Source organism: Corynebacterium striatum ATCC 6940 (assembly GCF_000159135.1).
Lineage (GTDB): Bacteria > Actinomycetota > Actinomycetes > Mycobacteriales > Mycobacteriaceae > Corynebacterium > Corynebacterium striatum.
In genome coordinates this window covers 229,138-249,070 of sequence record NZ_GG667523.1, presented here as the reverse complement: position 1 = coordinate 249,070, position 19,933 = coordinate 229,138, and the positions used below count along the sequence as shown (strand labels likewise).

Genomic DNA, 19,933 nt, shown 5'->3' with positions numbered 1-19,933 from the left:
CCTTAGTTATTGCGTAGAGATTGTCAGACTTTACCGCAGTCATGGCTACGCCAATGCAGAAGGAAAGCAACAACGCCGACATGACCTCAAATGGCGCCGGCATCTCGACGGTGAAGTAGGGAGCGAGTGCGCCTTCCTCAATATCGGAGACATTAGTGTTGATGGACTGACCCGCCAGAAGGGTGGGGTAGAGGGCAATCGAGAGACCGTATGCAATCAGACCGGAAATGATAGTAGAGCCATAGGCAATTCCGGCGGTGATGCCAAGCCACTTACCGGCACCGCGGCCGAGGCCAGCGATAGCAGGAGCGACGAGAGCGAAGATCAAAACTGGGATGAAGAAACCCAGGAAGTTACTGAACAATCCGTTAAAGGTGGCAAAAAGACGGCCGGCCCACTCCGGGAAGAAAGAGCTGGCAATGATACCTAGAATGATCGCAACGATGATCTTGAAGAGCAAAGAGTTAGTAATACCCTTGAGGTTCATATCGTTTTCTTTTCATTGTCGTGCGCTGAGTGTGACCACAAATTTCTATTGGTCGACACGCTCAGAATATTACCAAAGTACGTGAATAAATTACATATAACTGATGGATTATTTTGGCAGGCTACCCTCGATTTTCTTCTGACAAATTCAGGGTTAAACTAAGGGGCATGCTCGCGATTGCAATCATCTTCTTTATCCTTGCCGCTATTCTCCTCGTTGTCGGTGGACTGGCCACCGCACGAAAACTTCCGGGCAATAGCGTTGTAGGACTTCGCCTGGTGGAAATCCGCAAATCCAAAGAGGCTTGGGATAATGCACACGCGATCGCCGGCCCGTTCTGGGCACTCGCAGGAGTCTCCCTTGTTTTCGGTGGCATCGTAGCAATCTCCGCCTCTGGTTGGATGTGGACAATCCCGGCGTTAACTTTCGTCATCGCGGTGCTCGCCCTGTCCATCGGTTCCAACATGGGCTCCCGCGCTGCATTCCTGTGGGACGAGGCCCACAAGGAAGAAGAGGGTTGCGGCGATAGCTGTAATTGCGGCGACGGTGGTTGTGGTTCGGAGGCACCCGAGGTTGATCTCGGCGCACTCCGCAAGGCCGCTGAAAAGTCAGACCACGCCTAAAAACAGTTTCAGCCCTCGATTTCGGGGGCTATCTTTATACCCAATTTTAAAGACACAGTGACTAAAACGGCAGGGCCCGCTCTACAGGTTAAAAACTACGTCAGTGGTGACGATATTCTGCCGTTAATCAAATTCTGAAAATCTGAAGCTGGGTAAAGTCTGGGAAGATTGCACCAAGCCGCTTGGAAACGGCGCGGAAGCGTGCCGCACGCAGAACTCGCGCGCACAATGGATGACATGAAAGAAATGAACATCAAAAGCCTCGCCGTCGCGGCAGTAGCGGTATCCGCGATCGCCGTAGGCGCCATCATCAACAACGTAGGCACCAGCGGCGCCGACAAACAAGATTCTGCATTAGCCATTTACGATGATCTCGGAAACGAGGTTGGGTCTTACGATCTCGGGGGAGCAAACGCAGACTCTGTTCCCACTTGGGACCTAGAAGTCTAAAGAGTGAGATAGCTTAGAGAGTGAGATAGTCTAGAAACATGAATACGTGCTCTCGTCGTATGTTCCTCCTCGGCGCCGCAACAACATTCGCCGGCGCCTACCTTGCTGCGTGTGGCAAGGAGCCAAGCGCAGAGATTGCCGCCACTGAGATCCCAGTGGGATCGGCGATCATGGTGGACAAAGTGATCTTTGCCCAGCCAACAGAAGGGGAGTTTAAGGCATACTCCCAAACCTGCCCTCACCAGGGAAGCTTGATTACCAAGATTGATGGCATGACCGCCACCTGCACTTCCCACTTCACGTCTTATAACCTTGCTGACGGTTCGGTCATCGACGGCCCGGGCACCAAGCCACTGACCGAGTACAGCGTCGAGTCGGACGGCACCACCGTCAAGAACGTCTCTGCTTAAGCCACAACAGCGCTTTAAATTAACACTATTGAATTACGGGGCTGACTATCTAGGGCTTTAGGCGCCCAGTAGCATGAGAGTGTTTCACGTGAATCCATTGTTTCACGTGAAACATCATAATTACTTTGCACGGCTATAGGAGGGGAGGGGCTCCAATGGCTCACCCAGTTCCTCAGCCGCGTGGCGTGCCCAGTAGGCGTCCTTCAATGCGGCACGCCCAATCTCGATGACATCAGCACGATCATCTGAAAGAATCTGCTCCGCGTGCTGCGCCTCGGTAATGAGACCCACCGTTGATACTGGAAGCCCCGCCTCTCGAACTCGCGTGGCGTACTCCACCTGGTACTCGGGCCCCACGGGGATTTCGGCGTGCTCGTTGCCGCCAGTAGAAACATCGACGAAGTCAACGCCATGTTCCCGCAAGAGCCTGGCAAATTCGATGGTTTGCTCCACGTCCCAGGCAAGACGGTCAGTAACCCAATCAGTCGCCGAAACGCGCATGATCAACGGCATCCCCTGAGGGATAACAGCACGAACCGCATCAACCACCTCAAGAGGGAAACGGACGCGGTTCTCAAAGCTGCCACCGTAGGAGTCGGAACGCTGGTTGCTCAACGGACTCAAGAAGTTGTGTAGCAAGTAGCCATGGGCACCGTGCAGTTCAATGGTGTCGAATCCTGCCTCCACGGCACGCTTCGCCGCAGCGGCAAAATCCTCAACTGTTGCAGCAACGTCTTGCGTGCTCATCTCGCGCGGGGCAGTGTAACCCGGGTAGCTAATCGCGGAAGGGCCTATCGTTTCCCAGCCGCCCTCCTCTAACGGGACCGAGCCACGGGCATAGCCAGGCAGCATCGGATGAGTCGATGCCTTGCGGCCGGCGTGGCCAAGCTGGATGCCGATCGGCGCGTTAAGGCTGTGGGAAAACTCGACAATCTCTTTCCACTTGTCGCGCTGTTCATCATTCCAGATTCCGGCGCAATTAGGGGAGATCCTGCCTTCGGGGGATACAGCGGTAGCTTCGACAATGATGAGGCCAAAACCGCCGGCCGCACGGGAGCCGTAATGAACTAAGTGCCAATCCTGCGGAAGACCCTCTACCGCCTGGTACTGACACATCGGCGGTAACCACGCACGGTTGGGGAACTCGAAGTCACGCAGGATAATCGGAGAAAATAGTTTAGTCATGGGCCTATGCTACCGATATGCTTTGAGGATGACTTCGCGCCTAAAGAGGATAGATCCGCTTATTCTCCTCATCATTTCCGCAGTGGTCGTGGCGATCATCTTTCCGGCACGCGGCCACTTTGCTGAGGTCTTTGACTCGCTGACCAACGTGGTCATCGCGTTGCTGTTCTACCTCTACGGCGCGCGCCTGTCCACGCAAGAAGCCCTCAACGGTCTGAAGAACTGGCGCCTACACCTGACTATCTTGGCGTTTACCTTCGTCCTGTACCCGATCCTCGGCTTGGCTCTGCGCCCGCTAACTCTGTTCATTTCCCACGACATGTACCTCGGCATCTTGTACCTCACCTTGGTGCCGTCCACCGTCCAGTCCTCCGTGACATTTACGTCAGTGGCCAAGGGAAACATCGCCGGCGCAATCGTGTCAGCGTCGGCATCGAACCTAGTGGGCGTCATCATGACGCCGCTGTTGGTCATGGCTCTGATGGGCGCTGGAAATGGCATCTCTATCGACAGCTCAGTCTTCGTCGAAATCAGCCTCCTGTTGCTTGCACCATTCATCCTCGGCCAGCTAACCCGTAAGTGGGTCAAGGACTTCGCAGCAAGCAAAGGCACGAAGATTGTCGACCGCGGCTCCATCACAATGGTGGTCTACGCCGCGTTCTCCAAGGGAGTAGTCGATGGCATCTGGGGCTCAATCAGCATCTGGGAGATTGTGTTCTTGGTGGTCCTATCGATCTTGATGGTCGCCTTTATGCTCTGGCTCACCAAGATCCTGGGCTCCAAGCTTGGCTTCCCCCGCGCAGACGTCATTGCCATCGAATTCTGTGGTTCTAAGAAGTCCCTCGCTACAGGACTACCGATGGCCTCGGTCATCTTCGCCTCCGGCAGCACCTCGCTGGGCCTGCTGATTCTGCCGCTCATGATCTACCACCAGGTTCAGCTCATGATCTGCTCCTGGCTCGCGGCCCGGTATGCTGGGCAGTCATGAGCACTCTGATGTACGTCCGCACCACCATGGAAATTCCCGGCGTAGGTTCCGCCATCCACATCGCGGAGATGGAAGAGGTCGATGCTAATACCTGCACCATGCTGCGCATGATTGCGCTGGCGCCAAACGACGCCGTCGCAGGCGCAGCCACTCCTTCCAAAGCCGTGGGAAACGCAGACATTCCCCAGCGCCAAGTGCCACATCCCAACACCTACAACGACTTCCCCGACATCACGGCAGAGCACATTTCCGCTGACGAATTCGCGGCGCTATGGCGCGAAGCAGTGGCTCTTTACGGAGAGCTTTAGAATACGAAGTTAACCAGCACCATGTAGGCAGCGGTGCCGCCAAAGATGGAGAGGGCGGAGTCCTTCCGCCACCAGTGCAGCCCGGCAGTAATCGCCACGCCAATCAGAGCGGCGAGGATTCCGCCGGGCGCTTCTTTTTGCCCAAAGACCGTATAGACCACGAGCACTGTCATAACGCCGACAGGCATCGTCATGCCAAGCAGCCCAATAAACTGACTGCCCTTGAGCGCCTTGATGAAGGAATAGGGAAGCTGCCTAAGCAACACGGTAACGATGCAGACCGGGATGAGGACTGCAGCGACCATGGAGAGGGTTACACCGGCTGGCATTAGCGCTCACCCTTTCGCAGCACCATCGCAGAATCCAGACGCGGCGAGAAGTAGCGCAGGAGGAGCAAGCAGAAATAAGCCACCAACGCCACCATGAGAACCTGGCCAGGAAAGAGCACCGTGGCGAGAATGCCGCAGACTGCAGCAGACAAAGGCAGCGAGTAGTCCTTATTGTTGTGAAAAGAATTCATGGCCAAAACTACGAAGAGCGCCACGAGAGCGAACTCGAGTCCTTTAACTTTTGGCGGGATAATCTGCCCAGCCAGCGCACCCACGATGCCGCTGAGCACCCACAATAACTGACAAAAGACCTGGATGGTGAGAATGTGGACACCGGACAATCGCTCGTCACGCGGCTTGGCGGAAACGATGGCATAAGACTCGTCCGTGAGGGCATATGTGGAATAGGCGCGGCCCAAGAGGCTCTTAATATTGTCCCGCGGGAACGTGAGGCCATAAAAGATGTGGCGGAAGTTCACCATGAAAGCGGTGACCAACGAGGTAATCGCACTCGTTCCACCAGTGACCATGCTGATTGCGAGAAACTCCATCGAACCGGCGTAAATCACCACCGAAAAAATGGGTGCCCACCACCATGCAAAGCCGGTCTGGACAATCAAAATTCCAAAGGCGAGGCCGAGTGGGACAAGACCCACGGCCACCGCCCATGTATCTTTCAGGCCCTTTAGTATCTCCTCGCGCATGAGGAAATACTAGATCACTAGTTATCGTCGATGTTTGCAGGGTAGGTGGAGTACAAAGGCAGCGGCATCGGTTGACGCTTCATCACGTCGCCCCACAGATCCGCCGCGCCAGGTGTCAGGACGTCTTGAGCAAGTGCGGGAGCCACGTACCAATCGCCCCGCTCAATCTCTTCTGCGAGTTGGCCAGGGCCCCACTCGGCGTACCCGGCGAAAAGCCGCGCGCCGGTGACGAGTTCAGCGATGTCCTCGGGTTCTGAGCGCAGATCGACATGAACAAGGCGCGGGGCCAGCTTGTTGAGCTGCGGGTGCTCCTCAATGCGAACGCCCTGTTTGGTCATTCCGAGAGCCACGACGGACTGCTGATTCAGCGGCCCACCGATGTACAAGGCCTGGGGCTTGGCCACGACCGGCAGCCACTCGGGCAGCACGTTAAAGACGGCCACCTCCGAGCGCTTGGTCAGGTCCACACCAAAGGTCATCATGTCATTGTGCTCAATGACAAGGATGACGGAGCGAGCAAACTCAGGGGAAAGCGTTCCCGGCGCGGCGACGAGCAGCTGACCCGGTCCTGGTTCGTTGCGCTCTAGGGCGTTGAAAAGTCTGTCGGCATACATGTTCTACCTAGACTCCCACCACTCGCGCAGCTTCGCAATAGCAACGTCACGCTCGAGGGGTCCTTCCTCCAAGCGCAGCTCCTTGAGGTAGGACCACGCTTGACCCACCTCGGGCCCTGGGTTGAGCCCGAGGATCTCCATGATCTCGTTACCGTCGAGGTCAGGACGTACGCGGGCGAGGTCCTCCTTGGCGGCGATCTCAGCGATGCGCTCCTCAAGATGGTCGTAGGTGCGCTGCAGGCGCCGTGCCTTCTTGGCGTTACGGGTGGTGCAATCCGCGCGCACGATCTTGTGGAGGCGGGGGAGCAGGTCACCAGCATCGGTGACGTAGCGGCGCACAGCGGAGTCGGTCCACTGACCTTCGCCGAAGCCATGGAAGCGCATATGCAGGTACACCAGCTGCCCGATGGCCTCGATGGTGGCCTTGGGGTACTTCAGCTTCCGCAGGCGCTTGCGCACCAACTTCGCACCAACGACTTCGTGGTGGTGGAAGGTCACCTTGCCGTCGGTGGTGTCACGCGTGTCAGGCTTACCGACATCGTGAAGCAGCGCCGCCCAGCGCAGGATCAGGTCGGGCTCCTCCTCCTGATCGATGGCCTGGCGCAAGACCGTGAGGGAGTGCGCGTAGACATCTTTGTGCTGCGCGTGCTCGTCGGGAGCCATGCGCAGGGCAGGAATCTCGGGGAAAATATGATCCAGAATTCCCGTATCAACCAGCAGTTCAATGCCGGTTTCCGGGTTCTTGCCCAACATGAGTTTGTCGAGCTCCACCTGCACGCGCTCGACGGTGATCCTGCGGATTTCACCCGCCATTTCAGTCATCGCGGTCTTGACGCGCTCGGCCACGTCAAACTCCAGCTGGGAGGCAAAGCGCGCTGCGCGCAGCATGCGTAGCGGATCGTCGTGGAAGGAAATCTCCGGCTTATCCGGGGTATCGAGGATCTTGTTCTTGAGATCCGTCAACCCTCCCATGGGGTCATGGAACTCGTAACCATCCTCTTTGAGCTCGATGGCCATGGCATTGACCTTAAAGTCACGACGCACGAGGTCGCCCTCCAGGGAATCGCCGAAGACAACCTCCGGATTGCGGGAATCCCCGTCGTAGGAGTCGGAGCGGAACGTGGTGATCTCGATCTGCTGTCCCTTATATACAGCCGAGACGGTACCGAAGTCGATGCCTGTGTCCCAGACAGTCTCGGCCCATCCATCGAGGATTTCCTGGACCACCTCGGGGCGAGCGTCGGTGGTGAAATCTAGATCGTGGCCCAAGCGCGACAACAACGCATCACGCACGGAACCGCCGACGAGGTAAAGCCGGTTTCCGCGAGCTCGAAATTGCTCTGCGAGGCCACTGAGCGAGGCAAGAGTCGTTTCAACGCCGTTTAGCTGAGTGTCCTGAAAATTCACGGGTGTTAGTCTACTACGATTAGCAAGGATGACTAAGCACGAACAAGGCTCCCGCAGGCGGCGTCGCGGCCGCCGCCCGGAAAGGCGCCCGCAGCGCAACTCCATCACGCGCATGACAACGCGTGATGAGACCTCCGCGGGTGGACTTGTCGTGTCTGGGCTCGCTGAGGCAGTCGACGGAGACAACGTCGATCTTTCGCGCATTTACGTAGCCCTGATCGGCCGCCTCGACCGGCGCGGCCGCCTGCTGTGGTCGATGCCCAAAGGCCACGTGGAAAACGGCGAGGATAAACACGTCACCGCCGAGCGTGAGGTCTGGGAGGAAACCGGCATTCACGGCAAGGTCTTTGCGGACCTGGGCATGATCGATTACTGGTTCGTCTCTGATGGGGTGCGTATCCACAAGACGGTGCACCATCACCTGCTGCGCTTTGTCGACGGCATCCTTAACGACGAGGATCCAGAAGTCACCGAGGTTTCGTGGGTTCCTGTCTCGGAGCTCATCGAGCACCTCGCTTACGCCGACGAACGCAAGCTGGCGCGCATCGCTCATGACCTCTTGCCGGACTTGGCACGAAAGGAAGCCGCCGCAGGAAAGGCGACTCCGCGGTGAAGCGGCTTTCAGCGCTGATACTCGCAGGCCTATTAGCAGCCCCGGTTCCTGCGCAAGCGCAAACCAGACTTCCGGGCACCCTCGACTTCGATCTGCTTTCTGAAGCCACCGAAGACGGGGTCATGGAAGCGACCTTCCGCATTCACAATCCCACCGAGAACAAGGTGGAGGATCTCCAGATCAACAGCCGCCGCAACGATGCGGTGTCAACCACCGAGCAGGCTCAGGAAGAGCTGGCGGCGGGCACCTACCCGTACTATGGGGCGTCGCAAAGCATAGCCTCAATCGATCCTGGTGAGACCAAGGAAGTAACTTTCAAGGTCCCGCTCTCGCTGGGGCAGGAACCCACGCTGGCCATGACGGAGCCGGGAAACTACCCGCTCCAGTTCACCCTGACGGGAATACAGGAGGGCCAAGCCAACAGCTTCGCCGACGAGCGGATGATCTTTGAATTCAACGCCGAGAAAGCACCAAGCGCTGAAACAGAAGATGCCGCGGATCTGCCCGAAGAACCGAACGCACTGACAGTGATTTACCCGATCACCTCGGAGATCAACATCGTGCCTGGAGAAACCGGGGGAGAGTCGCTCATCTTGAGCGATGATCACCTGGCGGAGGAGCTGCGCGAAGGCGGCCGCCTTGATAAGCTGCTGGATTCCTACCTCGATCACGATCTCAAAGGCGCAGGCTGCGTCGCACTGGATCCCGCGTTAGTGGATACCGTAAACCGCATGGCCGAAGGCTACACGGTCAATGACACGCGTCCCTCCATCGCCGAGCGCCCCAAGCGCTTACGTGACTCCTGGTTCAATGACGACGCTTCGCAGCGCGGCAAGCCGGGTACTGGAGCAGCCGATGCCAAGGCTTGGATCGAGCGCCTTCAAAACCTGCAGTGCCACATGCCGCTGCCGTGGGCAAACACGGACATTAATGCCGTAGCTCATGTTAATAATGACTTCCTCACCTACGAGGCGCTCAATCGCACTTACGAAGACATCGTGGGCAAACCCACGTCCACATTGCTGCTTCCCAGTTCAGGGTACGTAAACCACAAATTTAAGCGGCCGGCGCTCGTAGCAAATAACACCGGTTGGGTGGGTCAGGCAGCCACTTTCGACGCCTCTCTTGGCTCCCTGCTAAACCCCGGCGCAGGTTACACGAACCCCTTCCTGCGCTATGATTTCGCGCAAGACTCGCCGGCCTCGCAGGCCTTGACCAGCGCGGCGTCGGTTAGCGTGGCGGCATCCGAGGGTGACGTGGTGGCAAAGCTGCCGAACTATCTGAGCCCGGAAACAGGGGAGCAGGTCCTCGACACAGCAACGAAGCTGTTGGACGCCGGAAAGGTGCGCCCCCGTGCGGTGACGGATCTGCCACTTGAAGAGACCGACCGCCCATTGGGCACGCCCTATGAGGACGAGTCTGCTTTCAGTGACGCCGACATCGTGCGCGTGGAACAGCAGGCGCGCTACACGGACGAGTTGACCAACATCATGGTCAACGATCCGGCTATTGCGATGACGCGCTACGACTTCACGCTCCCACTACGCCGCGACCTCCTTGTGGCGCTGTCGGGTGACTTCAACGACCGCCTGAGCAAGCAATCTGAGGTGTTGCGCACGTTGCGCTCCTCAGTGTCGCTGATCCCACCTGGCAACGTTTACACGCGCGTCTCGGAGTCATCGCCGCTGCTCATCGTGGCAGAAAACGGGCTTCCGCTGCCTGTCGACGCCTCGCTCATCTACGAATCTGAAACAGCAACGCTTAACACTCCGTCGCGCGTGCGCATACCGGCAAAGGGTTCCATTACGGTATCCATGACCGCAAACATGCCTAACGTCGACCGAACTAACATCAGCTTGTGGTTGGCCACGCCGTCCAAACAGGCCATCTCCGAGCCGGTAAATATCGCAGTTCAGACCCGTGCCGGTATCGTAAGCGTGTACGGAGTCGGCGCCATCGCCGCTCTAACTCTCATTTTGGCCCTGCTATTCCGGCTGGGGCGGAGAAAAAAGAAAAGTTCCTAAAGAGATAGTTAGTTCCTTTTATGACTAATGAAAATGGCTCTCGTCGTCGCATTGTGACGCCCACGCCGCCGGCACCTGTGCCGGAAAAGAGGGTTGCACCGATGCCAGTGGCGGAAGACAAATCCGCGTTGAAAGGCGAACATGTAGAGACTGCTACTTCCGACGGCGCGGTTGTTCGCGCCACCGGATCCATGGCGATTGCCACGCTGATCTCCCGCATCACAGGCTTCCTGCGCAACGTTCTCATCGGTTCGTCGCTCGGTCCCGCGATTTCTTCCGCGTTCACCACAGCGAACCAACTTCCCAACCTCATCACTGAGATTGTCCTCGGAGCTGTCCTAACTTCCTTGGTCGTCCCAGTCCTGGTGCGTGCCGAGAAGGAAGACGCGGATAGGGGAGAGAACTTTGTACGTCGCCTCTTTACCTTGGCGTTCACTTTGCTGGGTATTGTCACGGTGGCCTCATGCATTTTTGCGCCCCAACTGACAACCATTATGTTGACAGATGACGGCGAGGTTAATGCCACCCAGGCAACGTCCTTCGCATATCTGCTTCTCCCGCAGATCTTCTTCTACGGCCTCTTTGCGCTTTTCCAAGCGGTACTCAATACCAAGAATGTTTTTGGACCTGGTGCTTGGGCACCGGTGGTCAACAACATCATCTCCATCGCGGTGCTGGTGGCATATCAAGTGGTACCAGGGTCCTTGCACCCAGAGGCACCATCTCCGGTTTCTGACCCTCACGTTCTCTTGCTGGCACTGGGTACCACTTTAGGTGTCATTGTCCAATGCCTGATCTTGTTCCCGTACTTAAAGAAGGCAGGCATCAACCTCAAACCGCTGTGGGGTTTGGACGATCGCCTCAAGCAGTTCGGCGGCATGGCCATGGCGATCGTGGCTTACGTTGCCGTATCCCAGCTGGGCTACATCATCACCTCGCGTATTGCATCGCAGGCAGATAAAGGTGCTCCCTTTACTTACCAGCAGGCATGGCTGTTGCTGCAGGTTCCATATGGCGTTATTGGCGTCACGTTGCTCACCGCAATCATGCCACGCCTGTCCCGCAATGCAGCGGACGGTGACGTCAAGGCCGTCGTACGCGATCTCACCCTAGGCACCAAGCTGACCTTCATCGCGCTGATTCCAATCGTCATCTTTATGACCGGATTCGGCATTCCGATTGCCCGCGGCCTCTTCCAGTACGGTGCCTTTGACGCAGATGCCGCTGAGCTGCTGGGCCTAACCCTCAGCTTCTCGGCATTTACACTTATTCCTTATGCGTTGGTGCTACTGCATCTACGCGTGTTCTATGCCCGTGAAGAAGCCTGGACACCGACCTTCATCATTGCCGGAATTACCTTCACCAAGGTTGTTCTATCCATGCTCGCACCACACGTGGCGGATTCCCCAGAGCGCGTTGTTATTCTTCTGGGTACGGCAAACGGCTTTGGTTTCATTGCCGGTGCGGTTATCGGCGGCTTCCTCCTCAAGCGCAAGCTGGGCAGCCTCGGTGGAAAGGAAGTCCTGGGCACCACCTTGTGGGCCACGTTGTCTTCCGTAGCTGGCCTCGTTGTGGCCTTTGTCCTCAACATGGTCATCAATCTCGTTCTACCGGACTCCCTACCGCCTTTCGTCGAGCTCATCCGCTTGATGGTGGTAGGACTTACCTTCGTTATTGCAACTGGCCTGGTGCTCTCACGCTCCGGCTTGCCAGAGGTTATCAACCTGGGCCGCCAGCTGCAGCGCATTCCGGGAATGAACCGTCTTATCAAGATCGACGACGCCGAAGCCATCGAGGTCGAGGAGCCGGAGATCCAGGAAATCCAACCGATCTTCAACCAGGATGCGTTCAACTCCTCGCCAGTCCCACCGCCTATGTCGGCCGGCATTGTCCGCGGCCCGCGCCTGGTACCAGGTGCTCCAGTATCCGACGGACGCTTCCGCCTCCTTGCCGACTACGGTTCGGTCCCCGGCGCTCGCTTCTGGAAGGCCCGCGAACAAGCCACCGGCCGCGTCGTTTCCCTGACCTTCGTAGACACAACGGGCGAGGCTCCGATGGCTCCGGCAACCCCAGCAGTGGCAGCACGTCGTTCTGCCGACGTTTCTCGCAACACCCGCAAACTCGCCGAGCTTGGATTGGAAGCGGTGGCATCCAACATCCAGATTCTGTCCTACCGCCAGGGTTGCCTTGTGGTGGCCGACTGGATTGAGGGCACGCCGCTTAAGACGGTTGCGGAAGAAGGCGACCTCGATCCGCGTGCAGTAGCACGTGCGCTCGCTCCGCTGGTCGACGCCGCAACTACAGCGCACGAGCACGATCTTGTACTGGGTATCGATAACCGCAACCGCATCCGTATCGCTACGGACGGCGTCGCCAAGCTGGCGTTCCCTGCCGTACTCGAGCGCAATAGTGTGGAAACGGACGTCGATGGAATCAACTCCACCATTACGTTGCTGACCGAATCCACGGCATCTACGCCACAGGAACTACGCGACGTTGCACATTCTGAGCAGTCGCTCGAGGAGCGCGCAAAGGTCTTGCATGCATATGCAAACGAGACTGAGCAGACTCTGGAAGTGCATGAAGAAAAGGTCGAAGCTCCTGAAGCCACTCCAGGCTTCGGTGGCCGCGGCTACTCGGGATCGGGCGCGATCATCTTGGGCGTCTTTGCCACCATCTTTGTTGTGGGTATGGCTGCACTGACCGCGTGGATCATGTCTTTGGTGGGGGAGGAATCACCCGTAACCAAGCCGACGCAGACCGTGACCAGCTTCCCGAACACCCCGCCGGTGCTACTCAAGGAAAAGTCAGCGTTCACTGTTCCGGATAACAAGGAACAGAAGGCACTCGTCGACGGCAAGGGTTCCGCACGAGTGGACATCGCCGAGGGCGCACTCGTTACCTTGGAGAAGCCGACTCAGCTGCATGTGCTGCAGGTTAGCCAGTACGGTTCCACGGGCACTAAGTTCACCGTCTATGGCGTGAACACTGATAAGTTTGATCCGGAGGACCCCGAGGGCACCGAGCTGGCTAAGGGCAAACTCAGCGCCAGCAAGCAGGACATCGAGCTGAAGAAGGTGCAGAAGGGCTTCGACGGAGTCCTCATCATGTTCGACGGCAAGGTCGCAGTCTCCGAACTACAAACCGTGGGCTTGTCCTAATTTTATTCATCTCCTTATAGCGCCATCATGCCAGCTCAGGCATGGTGGCGTTCCCTTTTGGAAATAGCAATATTACTTCAAGCGTTGACTAATTTAGTGGCGCGAGTAAGCTATATGTTGTTACATCAACAAACGACAGTTTCGACCGCGCGGTTTCAAGAACTCGTTTCCGGAACTCGCCGTCACAGACAAAGCGGAATTTTTTAGGAGAACATCATGATTGCAGGTACCTACGTACTCGACCCAGCACACACCACCATCGGCTTCGTTGCTCGCCACGCAATGGTTACCAAGACCCGCGGCAAGTTCGAGGACTTCGAGGGCACCATCACCGTTGCAGAGAACATCGCTGATTCCAAGGCTGACGTCACCATCAAGTCCGCTTCCATCAACACCGGCAACGATGACCGCGACGGCCACGTTAAGGGCGACGACTTCTTCGCAGTAGAGAAGTACCCGGAGCTGACCTTCACCGCTACCTCCTTCAACGTTGACGAGGCTGGCAACGGCACCGTTACCGGCGACCTCACCATCAAGGGCGTTACCAAGCCGGTCACCCTGGACGTTGAGACCGAGGGCCTCGCTGAGGATCCGTTCGGCAACACCCGCTTCGGCTTCGAGGCAACCACCAAGATCAACCGTCTTGATTACGGCATCGACTTCAACGCACCGCTGAAGACCGGCGGCGTCCTGGTCTCCGAGGAGATCAAGATCGAGCTCGAGGTCTCTGCAATCAAGCAGTAATTCACACAGCACACTGCTGCTAACGCGCAACGCCCCAGGAAAACCTGGGGCGTTTTTCGTATGCAACTAAGTGCTAGCCACTGCCACAGCCAGGTTCTAAAATGACCGTCATGTCTAACTCGAACTCTTCTCACCAGGCAGGCAGCCTCACGCATGCTGAAGCCATCGCCCGCACCCAGGCGATCGATCTCAGCTCCTACCATCTCCACCTCGATGTTTCAGGAGCACAAGACAACCTGACCTTCCCTGTAACCTCCCGAATCACCTTTAGCACCCAGGAGCCCGAGCTCTTTGTGGACTACCTCGGCGAGCAGGTTACGAAGGTCGCTGTGCAGGGCGAGGACGTAGAGGTCGACTTCCACGACAGTCGCATATACCTCCACGAGCTGCCGGTGGGAGAAGAGATCACCGTGGAAATCCAAGGTGTCTCTGCGTTCTCCCGCACCGGCCAAGGCATGCACCGCATGGTGGACAACGCGGACGGCAACACCTACCTGTACTCCCACTTGGAGCCATCCGATGCCCGACGCATCTTCCCGTGCTTTGACCAGCCGGATCTCAAGGCGGTCTTCTACACCACCATCACCGCGCCAGAGGGTTGGCAGGTGCTCTCCAATCAGCCGGAGGTGCGTCGCCAAGCAGCGGAAAACGCAACTGCCGCGAACGCCGTAACCGTGGAGTTCAACGAGACCCCACTGCTGTCCACCTACCTAACCTCCTTTGCCGCCGGTCCCTACATTGTTAAGACGCGCACCTGGCGCGACATCGAGCTCCGCGCCTTCGCGCGCGCCTCGATGGAGGGCTACCTCGATGACGAGATCCTGGAAATCACCGCTCAGGGTATGGATTTCTTCGACGAGGCCTACAAGTTCCCGTACCCGTGGGGCAAGTATGACTCCATCTTCGTTCCCGAGTACAACCTCGGCGCCATGGAGAACCCAGGCCTCGTGACCTTCACCGAGTCCTATCTTTTCCGCTCCCGCGCTACCCGTGCGCAGCGCGCGGGCCGCACAAACACCATCCTTCACGAGATGTCCCACATGTGGTTCGGCGATCTCGTCACCCCGCAGTGGTGGGATGACCTATGGCTCAAGGAATCCTTTGCCGAGTTCATGGGCGCAGATTCTTCCGTCGAGGCCACCGCATACACCGAGGCATGGACCAACTTCGCAGGTCAGCGCAAGAACTGGGCGTACCTGCAGGATCAGCTGCCCACCACGCACCCCATCAAGGCAGACATCCCTGACGTTGACGCCGCCCGCCAGAACTTCGACGGCATCACCTACGCCAAGGGCGCTTCGGTGCTCAAGCAGCTGGTGCATTACGTGGGCCGCGAGAACTTCTACGCCGGCGCCCGCGACTACTTCCGTAACCATGCTTTTGCGGCCGCGACCTTCGACGATCTGCTCAGCGCCCTCAAGCAACACACCGACCGCGACCTGGATGCCTGGTCCACCGCATGGCTCAAGACCTGGGGCCCGGACACCCTGGCGCCGGAGCTGCACGTTGAGGGTGACAAGATCACCGAGCTAGCGATCCTCGCCGAGGCAGAAGACCGCACGCGTCCGCACCGCTTGAACGCTGCGCTTTTCGACGCCTCCCTGCACAAGTACGCAGTCCTCGACATCGATGTCGCTGGCCCGCGCACGATTGTCGACGAGGCTTCCGGCCTGCAGGCACCGGCGCTGTTGCTGCTTAACGACGGCGACCACACCTACGCCAAGGTGCGCTTCGACGAGACCTCCTTGCAGACCATCCAGGACAAGCTCTCTGATATTGATGACGAGCTCTCCCGCGCGGTCATCTGGACTTCCCTGTGGAACCTCACCCGCGATGGCGAGTGGCCGGCCCAAAACTACGTCGACACCGTGCTTAAGCACGCCGTAGGGGAGGCTCCCTCCCTGCTCACCACTGCTTTGTCCAACGCCCAATTCGCGGTCAACCACTACCTTCCGGAGTCCCCGGATTATGCCACCCAGATCTGGGAGCTGCTGCAGCAAGCGGAGAAGGGCACGGATACGCACTTGCTGCTGACCCGCGCCGCTATCAATGCGCTGGGTAGTACCCCGGAGCCGGGCAACGACCGTTTGCGCGCAGTGCTTGACGACGCCACCGATCCCGACATCCGCTGGGCGGTGCTGCGTGCGCTCGCGGCACGCGAAGCGGTCTCCCAGGAAGAACTCGACGCCGAGAAGGAGCGCGACAACACTTTGACCGGTGCAGCTGCTTACCTGGGCGTTTCCCGCTCCTTCCCGGGCTGCAAGCGCGAGGTCTTCGACATGGTCCGCGAGCCGGGCGCCTACTCCAACGCAGAGGTGGATTCCTTGCTCGCCGCATTCAATGCGCCGCGTTCGAAGCACCTCACCGAGCCTTTTGCGGAGGAGTTCTTCCAGGTACTCGACAAGATCTGGCAGGAGCATCCGATCGAGATCGCCAATCGCCTGGTCCGCGGCCTTTACCCGGAGCTCGAGATGGCCGATGCCGCCACCGACGAATTCCTGCGCGAGGAGCGTCCGCGTGCGCTGCGCCGCGTGCTGCTGGAGTGCCAGGATCACCTGCGCCGCACCTTGCGCGTGAAAAATGGTCAATAGAGTAGACACTCTTCGCTAGCGTCCGGTAGAACCCCTCGGATAAAACAGGTTTAAGTACTTGTTGATCCGGGGGGAATCTACATGGCTGATCGCAGTGATCACGAACTTGTTGACGCATTCATAGCAGGGGATAACAAAGCCTTTTCGCTCATCGTGGAAAGACACCGTGCCAGGCTGACCATGGTGGCACGACGCTATACGCACAACGACACCGATGCGCAGGATGTACTCCAAGAAGCACTCTTGCGCGCAAGCTGCAACCTGCACAAATACCGCAGGGAATCCGCGTTATCTACATGGCTGCACCGTTTGGTGATGAATTCGGGATATGACTTCCTCAACCACCGAGCCAACCGCGAAAATGCTTCGCTGGACGTGGACTTTGTCGAAGATGACAGAAATCATCTCTTGGCTCACAACCCCAACGAGAACCTCGAGGACACACTGGCCGTCCGGGAGGCCATGGAGCTTCTCCACAAAGACCACCGCGAGGCCCTGTATTGGACCGACGTCGAGGGCTACGCCATCGCCGAAGTAGCTGCTTTCCAGGGAGTCGCTCCCGGCACCATTAAGTCCCGCCGCGCACGGGCGCGGCGAGCGCTTCGAGAAGCAATGCTGCAGGGAGCAAATACTTAAAAAGGAATAACGCTCCCTGACCTCTCGTTGAATGAGAGGTCACGTTTAAGCATCAACCCCGTTTCTGATACCCGTTATTTAACGTAGCGCGGGTAGGATCTGTGGGGTTGATCCAGCAGTACATTGCAAGGGAGTTATTTAAATGACCGTCCACGATGTCGCCATCGTAGGCTCCGGCCCTGCCGGTTACACCGCTGCGCTTTATGCCGCGCGCGCTGAGCTCAAGCCGATCGTATTCGAGGGTTTCGAGTACGGCGGCGAGCTCATGAACACCACCGAGGTGGAGAACTACCCAGGCTTCCAGAAGGGCATCATGGGCCCAGAGCTCATGGAGGAAATGCGCTCCCAGGCAATCCGCTTCGGCGCTGACCTGCGCATGGAGGTTGTTGACTCGGTCGAGCTCGAAGGCGAGATCAAGAAGCTGCACGTAGGCGACGAGGTCTTTGAGGCCCGCGCCGTCATCCTCGCCACCGGCGCCGCTCCACGCTACCTGGGCATTCCAGGCGAGGCAGAGCTTTCCGGCCGTGGCGTTTCCGCCTGCGCTACCTGCGACGGCTTCTTCTTCAAGGGCCACAACATCGCCGTTGTGGGCGGCGGCGACTCCGCAATGGAGGAAGCAACCTTCCTCACCAAGTTCGCCGAGACCGTCACCATCATCCACCGCTCTGAGAACTTCCGCGCTTCCAAGATCATGCTGGAGCGTGCAAAGGCCAATCCACAGATCAAGTGGGCTACGAATAAGACAGTGGAGCGTGTGATCGAGGGCGAAGGCAAGGTCGCCGGGCTCGAGATCAAGGACGCAATCACGGGTGAGGTTTCGACGCTGGACGTAACCGCAATGTTCGTTGCCATTGGCCACGATCCGCGCTCCGCCTTCCTTGAAGGCCAAGTTGCGCTCAACGAAGGCGGCTACGTCGTTGTTGATCAGCCTTCCACCAAGACCAACCTTCCGGGTGTCTTTGCCTGCGGCGACTTGGTCGATGACCACTACCAGCAGGCTATTACCGCAGCAGGCTCCGGCTGCCGCGCAGCCATCGATGCTGAACATTTCCTCGCAGAAAGCCGTTAAACATTCATGAGCAACGTAAAAAACGTAACCACCGACTCCTTCCGTACCGAAGTAATCGAGTCCTCCGCCTCCAAGCCTGTCGTCGTTGACTTCTGGGCTGAATGGTGTGGCCCTTGCAAGAAGCTTTCCCCAATCCTCGATGATGTCGCGGGCGAGCTTGGTGACGACGTCAAGGTCGTCAAGGTCAACGTCGATGAAGAGCGCACTCTTGGCGCCATGTTCCAGATCATGTCAATCCCTTCCGTGCTGATTTTCCGCAACGGTGAGAAGGTCGACGAATTTGTTGGACTTCGTTCGAAGTCTGACATCGTGGCGCAGATTCAAAAGCAGCTCTAGCTGGTAGCCTTATTCACATGCGTCTCAGGACGCACAGTATTAACACGAGAAAGGGGTAGGTGTGAATCGCGTCCTTCACATTGGCGACCAAAGTGTCCGAGTCGCTGAGGCACGTGCAACCCTCGCCCGCCTCGGCCTCATGAAGGATTACCAGGGAACTCTGTCCGACTGGAAACAGCAAAAGTACTCCGAGTCAGACAAAATCTTTGACGCCGAACTATCCGAGGTCATCAAGGCCTTCCAGCAGTCCCGCGGCATAGTGCCCAGCGGCGTCATTGATGATCTCACCCTTCGTGAGCTGCGCCAAGCGTCTTATACCCTTGGTGCACGCGTACTGGCGTACGAGCCGGGCAACGTTCAGGTTGGTGACGATGTCGCGCAACTCCAACAGCAGCTCCAGGAGCTTGGCTTTTATCAACAGCGTGTGGACGGTCACTTCGGCCCAGACACTCACGCGGCGCTGGCTGAATACCAATTGAACTACGGGCTGCAAAATGATGGTGTCTGCGGCCCCACGACCATCAATGCGTTGAGCCTGTTGGGGCGCCGCATAACGGGCGGTTCTGCACACAACATTCAGGAGCGCGAGCGAGTTCGCAACGCTGGCCCAAAGTTGGCCGGCAAGCGAGTGGTCATCGATCCTGCGCTCGGCGGTGCGGACAAAGGCCAACGCGTTAAAGGGCGCTTTGGTGAAATCAGCGAGGAAGACCTCTTGTGGGATCTTGCCGAGCGCGTCGCCGGCCGTATGATTGCCGCGGGCATGGAGACCATCATCTCCCGCCCTCGCACGGATAACCCCACCACTAAGGACCGCGCTGAGCTGGCCAACGCTTTCGGCGCTGATCTTGTCATTTCTTTGGCTTGCGACAGCTACCAAAATGACAAAGCTAACGGTGTTGCGACCTTCTACTTCGGATCAGAGCAGGGCAACTCCTCACTGATCGGTGAGACCCTCTCCGGCTTCATCCAGCGTGAGATTGTCGCACGTACGCCGTTGCAGAACTGCTGGAACCACGGTCGCACATGGGATCTGTTGCGTCTTACTCAGATGCCGGTTGTGCAGGTTGTCATGGGCTACCTCACCAACCCAGGTGACGTGGCTATCTTGACCAACCCACACATGCGAGATGACATCGCGGAGGCAATCGTTGTTTCCGTTAAACGTCTCTACCTGTTGGATGAGGACACCGCAGTAACAGGCACCTACAAGTTCGACGAACTACTGCGCGCCGAGAAGGCCTAAGCCTCCTTTGG

At 57.9% G+C, this 19,933-nt stretch carries 19 protein-coding genes and 1 pseudogene; 14 read left to right on the top strand and 6 right to left on the bottom strand.

From position 1 onward, the window contains the following. Positions 1 to 487, bottom strand: a 487-nt coding sequence (locus HMPREF0308_RS08725; protein ID WP_005530737.1) for a cation:dicarboxylate symporter family transporter, incomplete at its 3' end; no start/stop codon positions are given. Positions 488 to 654: 167 nt separating this feature from the next. Between HMPREF0308_RS08725 and HMPREF0308_RS08720 the strand changes: the two genes are divergently transcribed. The 3 genes from HMPREF0308_RS08720 (at position 655) to HMPREF0308_RS08710 (ending at position 1,970) form a co-directional block, all read left to right on the top strand. Next, on the top strand, positions 655 to 1,110 hold the full coding sequence (locus HMPREF0308_RS08720) for an SdpI family protein (protein WP_005530735.1): 456 nt from the start codon (positions 655 to 657) through the stop codon (positions 1,108 to 1,110). Positions 1,111 to 1,347: 237 nt separating this feature from the next. Continuing rightward, positions 1,348 to 1,560, top strand: coding sequence for a hypothetical protein (locus HMPREF0308_RS08715; protein ID WP_115340962.1), 213 nt, complete (start codon positions 1,348 to 1,350; stop codon positions 1,558 to 1,560). Between the two features lie 38 nt (positions 1,561 to 1,598). Further along, on the top strand, positions 1,599 to 1,970 hold the full coding sequence (locus HMPREF0308_RS08710; RefSeq protein WP_034657293.1) for a Rieske (2Fe-2S) protein: 372 nt from the start codon (positions 1,599 to 1,601) through the stop codon (positions 1,968 to 1,970). Positions 1,971 to 2,090: 120 nt separating this feature from the next. Here HMPREF0308_RS08710 and HMPREF0308_RS08705 read toward each other — a convergent pair whose 3' ends face one another. Beyond that, a complete protein-coding gene (locus HMPREF0308_RS08705; protein ID WP_005530732.1) occupies positions 2,091 to 3,155 on the bottom strand; it encodes an NADH:flavin oxidoreductase/NADH oxidase in 1,065 nt (354 codons plus the stop codon). A gap of 28 nt (positions 3,156 to 3,183) precedes the next feature. On the opposite strand from HMPREF0308_RS08705, the gene HMPREF0308_RS08700 reads away from it, so the two are divergent. Both HMPREF0308_RS08700 and HMPREF0308_RS08695 read left to right on the top strand, forming a co-directional pair. Further along, a complete protein-coding gene (locus HMPREF0308_RS08700; RefSeq protein ID WP_034657291.1) occupies positions 3,184 to 4,143 on the top strand; it encodes a bile acid:sodium symporter family protein in 960 nt (319 codons plus the stop codon). After that, positions 4,140 to 4,451, top strand: coding sequence for a hypothetical protein (locus HMPREF0308_RS08695; protein ID WP_005530730.1), 312 nt, complete (start codon positions 4,140 to 4,142; stop codon positions 4,449 to 4,451). The genes HMPREF0308_RS08700 and HMPREF0308_RS08695 overlap by 4 nt, the downstream gene beginning before the upstream one ends. Here the strand turns inward: HMPREF0308_RS08695 and HMPREF0308_RS08690 are convergent. The 4 genes from HMPREF0308_RS08690 to HMPREF0308_RS08675 are packed head-to-tail and all read right to left on the bottom strand — an operon-like array spanning position 4,448 to position 7,505. Beyond that, the gene (locus tag HMPREF0308_RS08690; RefSeq protein WP_005530729.1) at positions 4,448 to 4,780 is read right to left on the bottom strand and encodes a branched-chain amino acid transporter permease; all 333 of its coding nucleotides are present in this window, start codon (positions 4,778 to 4,780) and stop codon (positions 4,448 to 4,450) included. The genes HMPREF0308_RS08695 and HMPREF0308_RS08690 overlap by 4 nt on opposite strands. Then, positions 4,780 to 5,484: an AzlC family ABC transporter permease gene (locus HMPREF0308_RS08685; RefSeq protein WP_005530728.1), complete on the bottom strand. Its 705-nt coding sequence runs from the start codon at positions 5,482 to 5,484 to the stop codon at positions 4,780 to 4,782. The genes HMPREF0308_RS08690 and HMPREF0308_RS08685 overlap by 1 nt, the downstream gene beginning before the upstream one ends. 17 nt (positions 5,485 to 5,501) lie before the next feature. Next, entirely contained in the window at positions 5,502 to 6,098 is a 597-nt protein-coding gene (locus HMPREF0308_RS08680) for a YqgE/AlgH family protein (protein WP_005530727.1), read from the bottom strand. A 3-nt stretch (positions 6,099 to 6,101) separates the two neighbouring features. Beyond that, complete coding sequence (locus HMPREF0308_RS08675; protein WP_005530726.1) at positions 6,102 to 7,505, bottom strand: CCA tRNA nucleotidyltransferase; 1,404 nt, start codon at positions 7,503 to 7,505, stop codon at positions 6,102 to 6,104. A gap of 46 nt (positions 7,506 to 7,551) precedes the next feature. On the opposite strand from HMPREF0308_RS08675, the pseudogene HMPREF0308_RS08670 reads away from it, so the two are divergent. From HMPREF0308_RS08670 to HMPREF0308_RS08630, 9 genes and pseudogenes are all read left to right on the top strand, one after another. Then, positions 7,552 to 8,118 (top strand): annotated as a pseudogene (locus HMPREF0308_RS08670) (NUDIX hydrolase); the annotation flags it as partial. Continuing rightward, positions 8,115 to 10,142, top strand: coding sequence for a DUF6049 family protein (locus HMPREF0308_RS08665; RefSeq protein ID WP_005530723.1), 2,028 nt, complete (start codon positions 8,115 to 8,117; stop codon positions 10,140 to 10,142). The pseudogene HMPREF0308_RS08670 and the gene HMPREF0308_RS08665, both read left to right, overlap by 4 nt. Before the next feature lie 20 nt (positions 10,143 to 10,162). Next, on the top strand, positions 10,163 to 13,303 hold the full coding sequence (gene murJ / locus HMPREF0308_RS08660) for a murein biosynthesis integral membrane protein MurJ (RefSeq protein ID WP_005530722.1): 3,141 nt from the start codon (positions 10,163 to 10,165) through the stop codon (positions 13,301 to 13,303). 216 nt (positions 13,304 to 13,519) lie between these two features. Beyond that, positions 13,520 to 14,047: a YceI family protein gene (locus HMPREF0308_RS08655; RefSeq protein WP_005530720.1), complete on the top strand. Its 528-nt coding sequence runs from the start codon at positions 13,520 to 13,522 to the stop codon at positions 14,045 to 14,047. 110 nt (positions 14,048 to 14,157) lie between these two features. Then, positions 14,158 to 16,638: an aminopeptidase N gene (pepN, locus tag HMPREF0308_RS08650; protein WP_034657354.1), complete on the top strand. Its 2,481-nt coding sequence runs from the start codon at positions 14,158 to 14,160 to the stop codon at positions 16,636 to 16,638. Between the two features lie 81 nt (positions 16,639 to 16,719). After that, positions 16,720 to 17,274 (top strand): sigma-70 family RNA polymerase sigma factor, encoded by a 555-nt coding sequence (locus tag HMPREF0308_RS08645; RefSeq protein WP_005530716.1) that lies wholly within the window; start codon positions 16,720 to 16,722, stop codon positions 17,272 to 17,274. A gap of 142 nt (positions 17,275 to 17,416) precedes the next feature. Continuing rightward, complete coding sequence (trxB, locus tag HMPREF0308_RS08640; protein WP_005530714.1) at positions 17,417 to 18,343, top strand: thioredoxin-disulfide reductase; 927 nt, start codon at positions 17,417 to 17,419, stop codon at positions 18,341 to 18,343. A gap of 6 nt (positions 18,344 to 18,349) precedes the next feature. Beyond that, positions 18,350 to 18,679, top strand: a complete 330-nt coding sequence (trxA, locus tag HMPREF0308_RS08635) for a thioredoxin (RefSeq protein ID WP_005530712.1) — start codon at positions 18,350 to 18,352, stop codon at positions 18,677 to 18,679. Positions 18,680 to 18,740: 61 nt separating this feature from the next. After that, positions 18,741 to 19,922 (top strand): N-acetylmuramoyl-L-alanine amidase, encoded by a 1,182-nt coding sequence (locus HMPREF0308_RS08630; RefSeq protein WP_005530710.1) that lies wholly within the window; start codon positions 18,741 to 18,743, stop codon positions 19,920 to 19,922. Positions 19,923 to 19,933 lie beyond the last annotated feature (11 nt).

Coding starts and splice junctions, on each gene's coding strand:
- HMPREF0308_RS08720 (WP_005530735.1), top strand. CDS start 655: ATGCTCGCGATTGCAATCATCTTCTTTATCCTTGCCGCTATTCTCCTC.
- HMPREF0308_RS08715 (WP_115340962.1), top strand. CDS start 1,348: ATGAAAGAAATGAACATCAAAAGCCTCGCCGTCGCGGCAGTAGCGGTA.
- HMPREF0308_RS08710 (WP_034657293.1), top strand. CDS start 1,599: ATGAATACGTGCTCTCGTCGTATGTTCCTCCTCGGCGCCGCAACAACA.
- HMPREF0308_RS08705 (WP_005530732.1), bottom strand. CDS start 3,155: ATGACTAAACTATTTTCTCCGATTATCCTGCGTGACTTCGAGTTCCCC.
- HMPREF0308_RS08700 (WP_034657291.1), top strand. CDS start 3,184: ATGACTTCGCGCCTAAAGAGGATAGATCCGCTTATTCTCCTCATCATT.
- HMPREF0308_RS08695 (WP_005530730.1), top strand. CDS start 4,140: ATGAGCACTCTGATGTACGTCCGCACCACCATGGAAATTCCCGGCGTA.
- HMPREF0308_RS08690 (WP_005530729.1), bottom strand. CDS start 4,780: ATGCCAGCCGGTGTAACCCTCTCCATGGTCGCTGCAGTCCTCATCCCG.
- HMPREF0308_RS08685 (WP_005530728.1), bottom strand. CDS start 5,484: ATGCGCGAGGAGATACTAAAGGGCCTGAAAGATACATGGGCGGTGGCC.
- HMPREF0308_RS08680 (WP_005530727.1), bottom strand. CDS start 6,098: ATGTATGCCGACAGACTTTTCAACGCCCTAGAGCGCAACGAACCAGGA.
- murJ (WP_005530722.1), top strand. CDS start 10,163: ATGACTAATGAAAATGGCTCTCGTCGTCGCATTGTGACGCCCACGCCG.
- HMPREF0308_RS08655 (WP_005530720.1), top strand. CDS start 13,520: ATGATTGCAGGTACCTACGTACTCGACCCAGCACACACCACCATCGGC.
- pepN (WP_034657354.1), top strand. CDS start 14,158: ATGTCTAACTCGAACTCTTCTCACCAGGCAGGCAGCCTCACGCATGCT.
- HMPREF0308_RS08645 (WP_005530716.1), top strand. CDS start 16,720: ATGGCTGATCGCAGTGATCACGAACTTGTTGACGCATTCATAGCAGGG.
- trxB (WP_005530714.1), top strand. CDS start 17,417: ATGACCGTCCACGATGTCGCCATCGTAGGCTCCGGCCCTGCCGGTTAC.
- trxA (WP_005530712.1), top strand. CDS start 18,350: ATGAGCAACGTAAAAAACGTAACCACCGACTCCTTCCGTACCGAAGTA.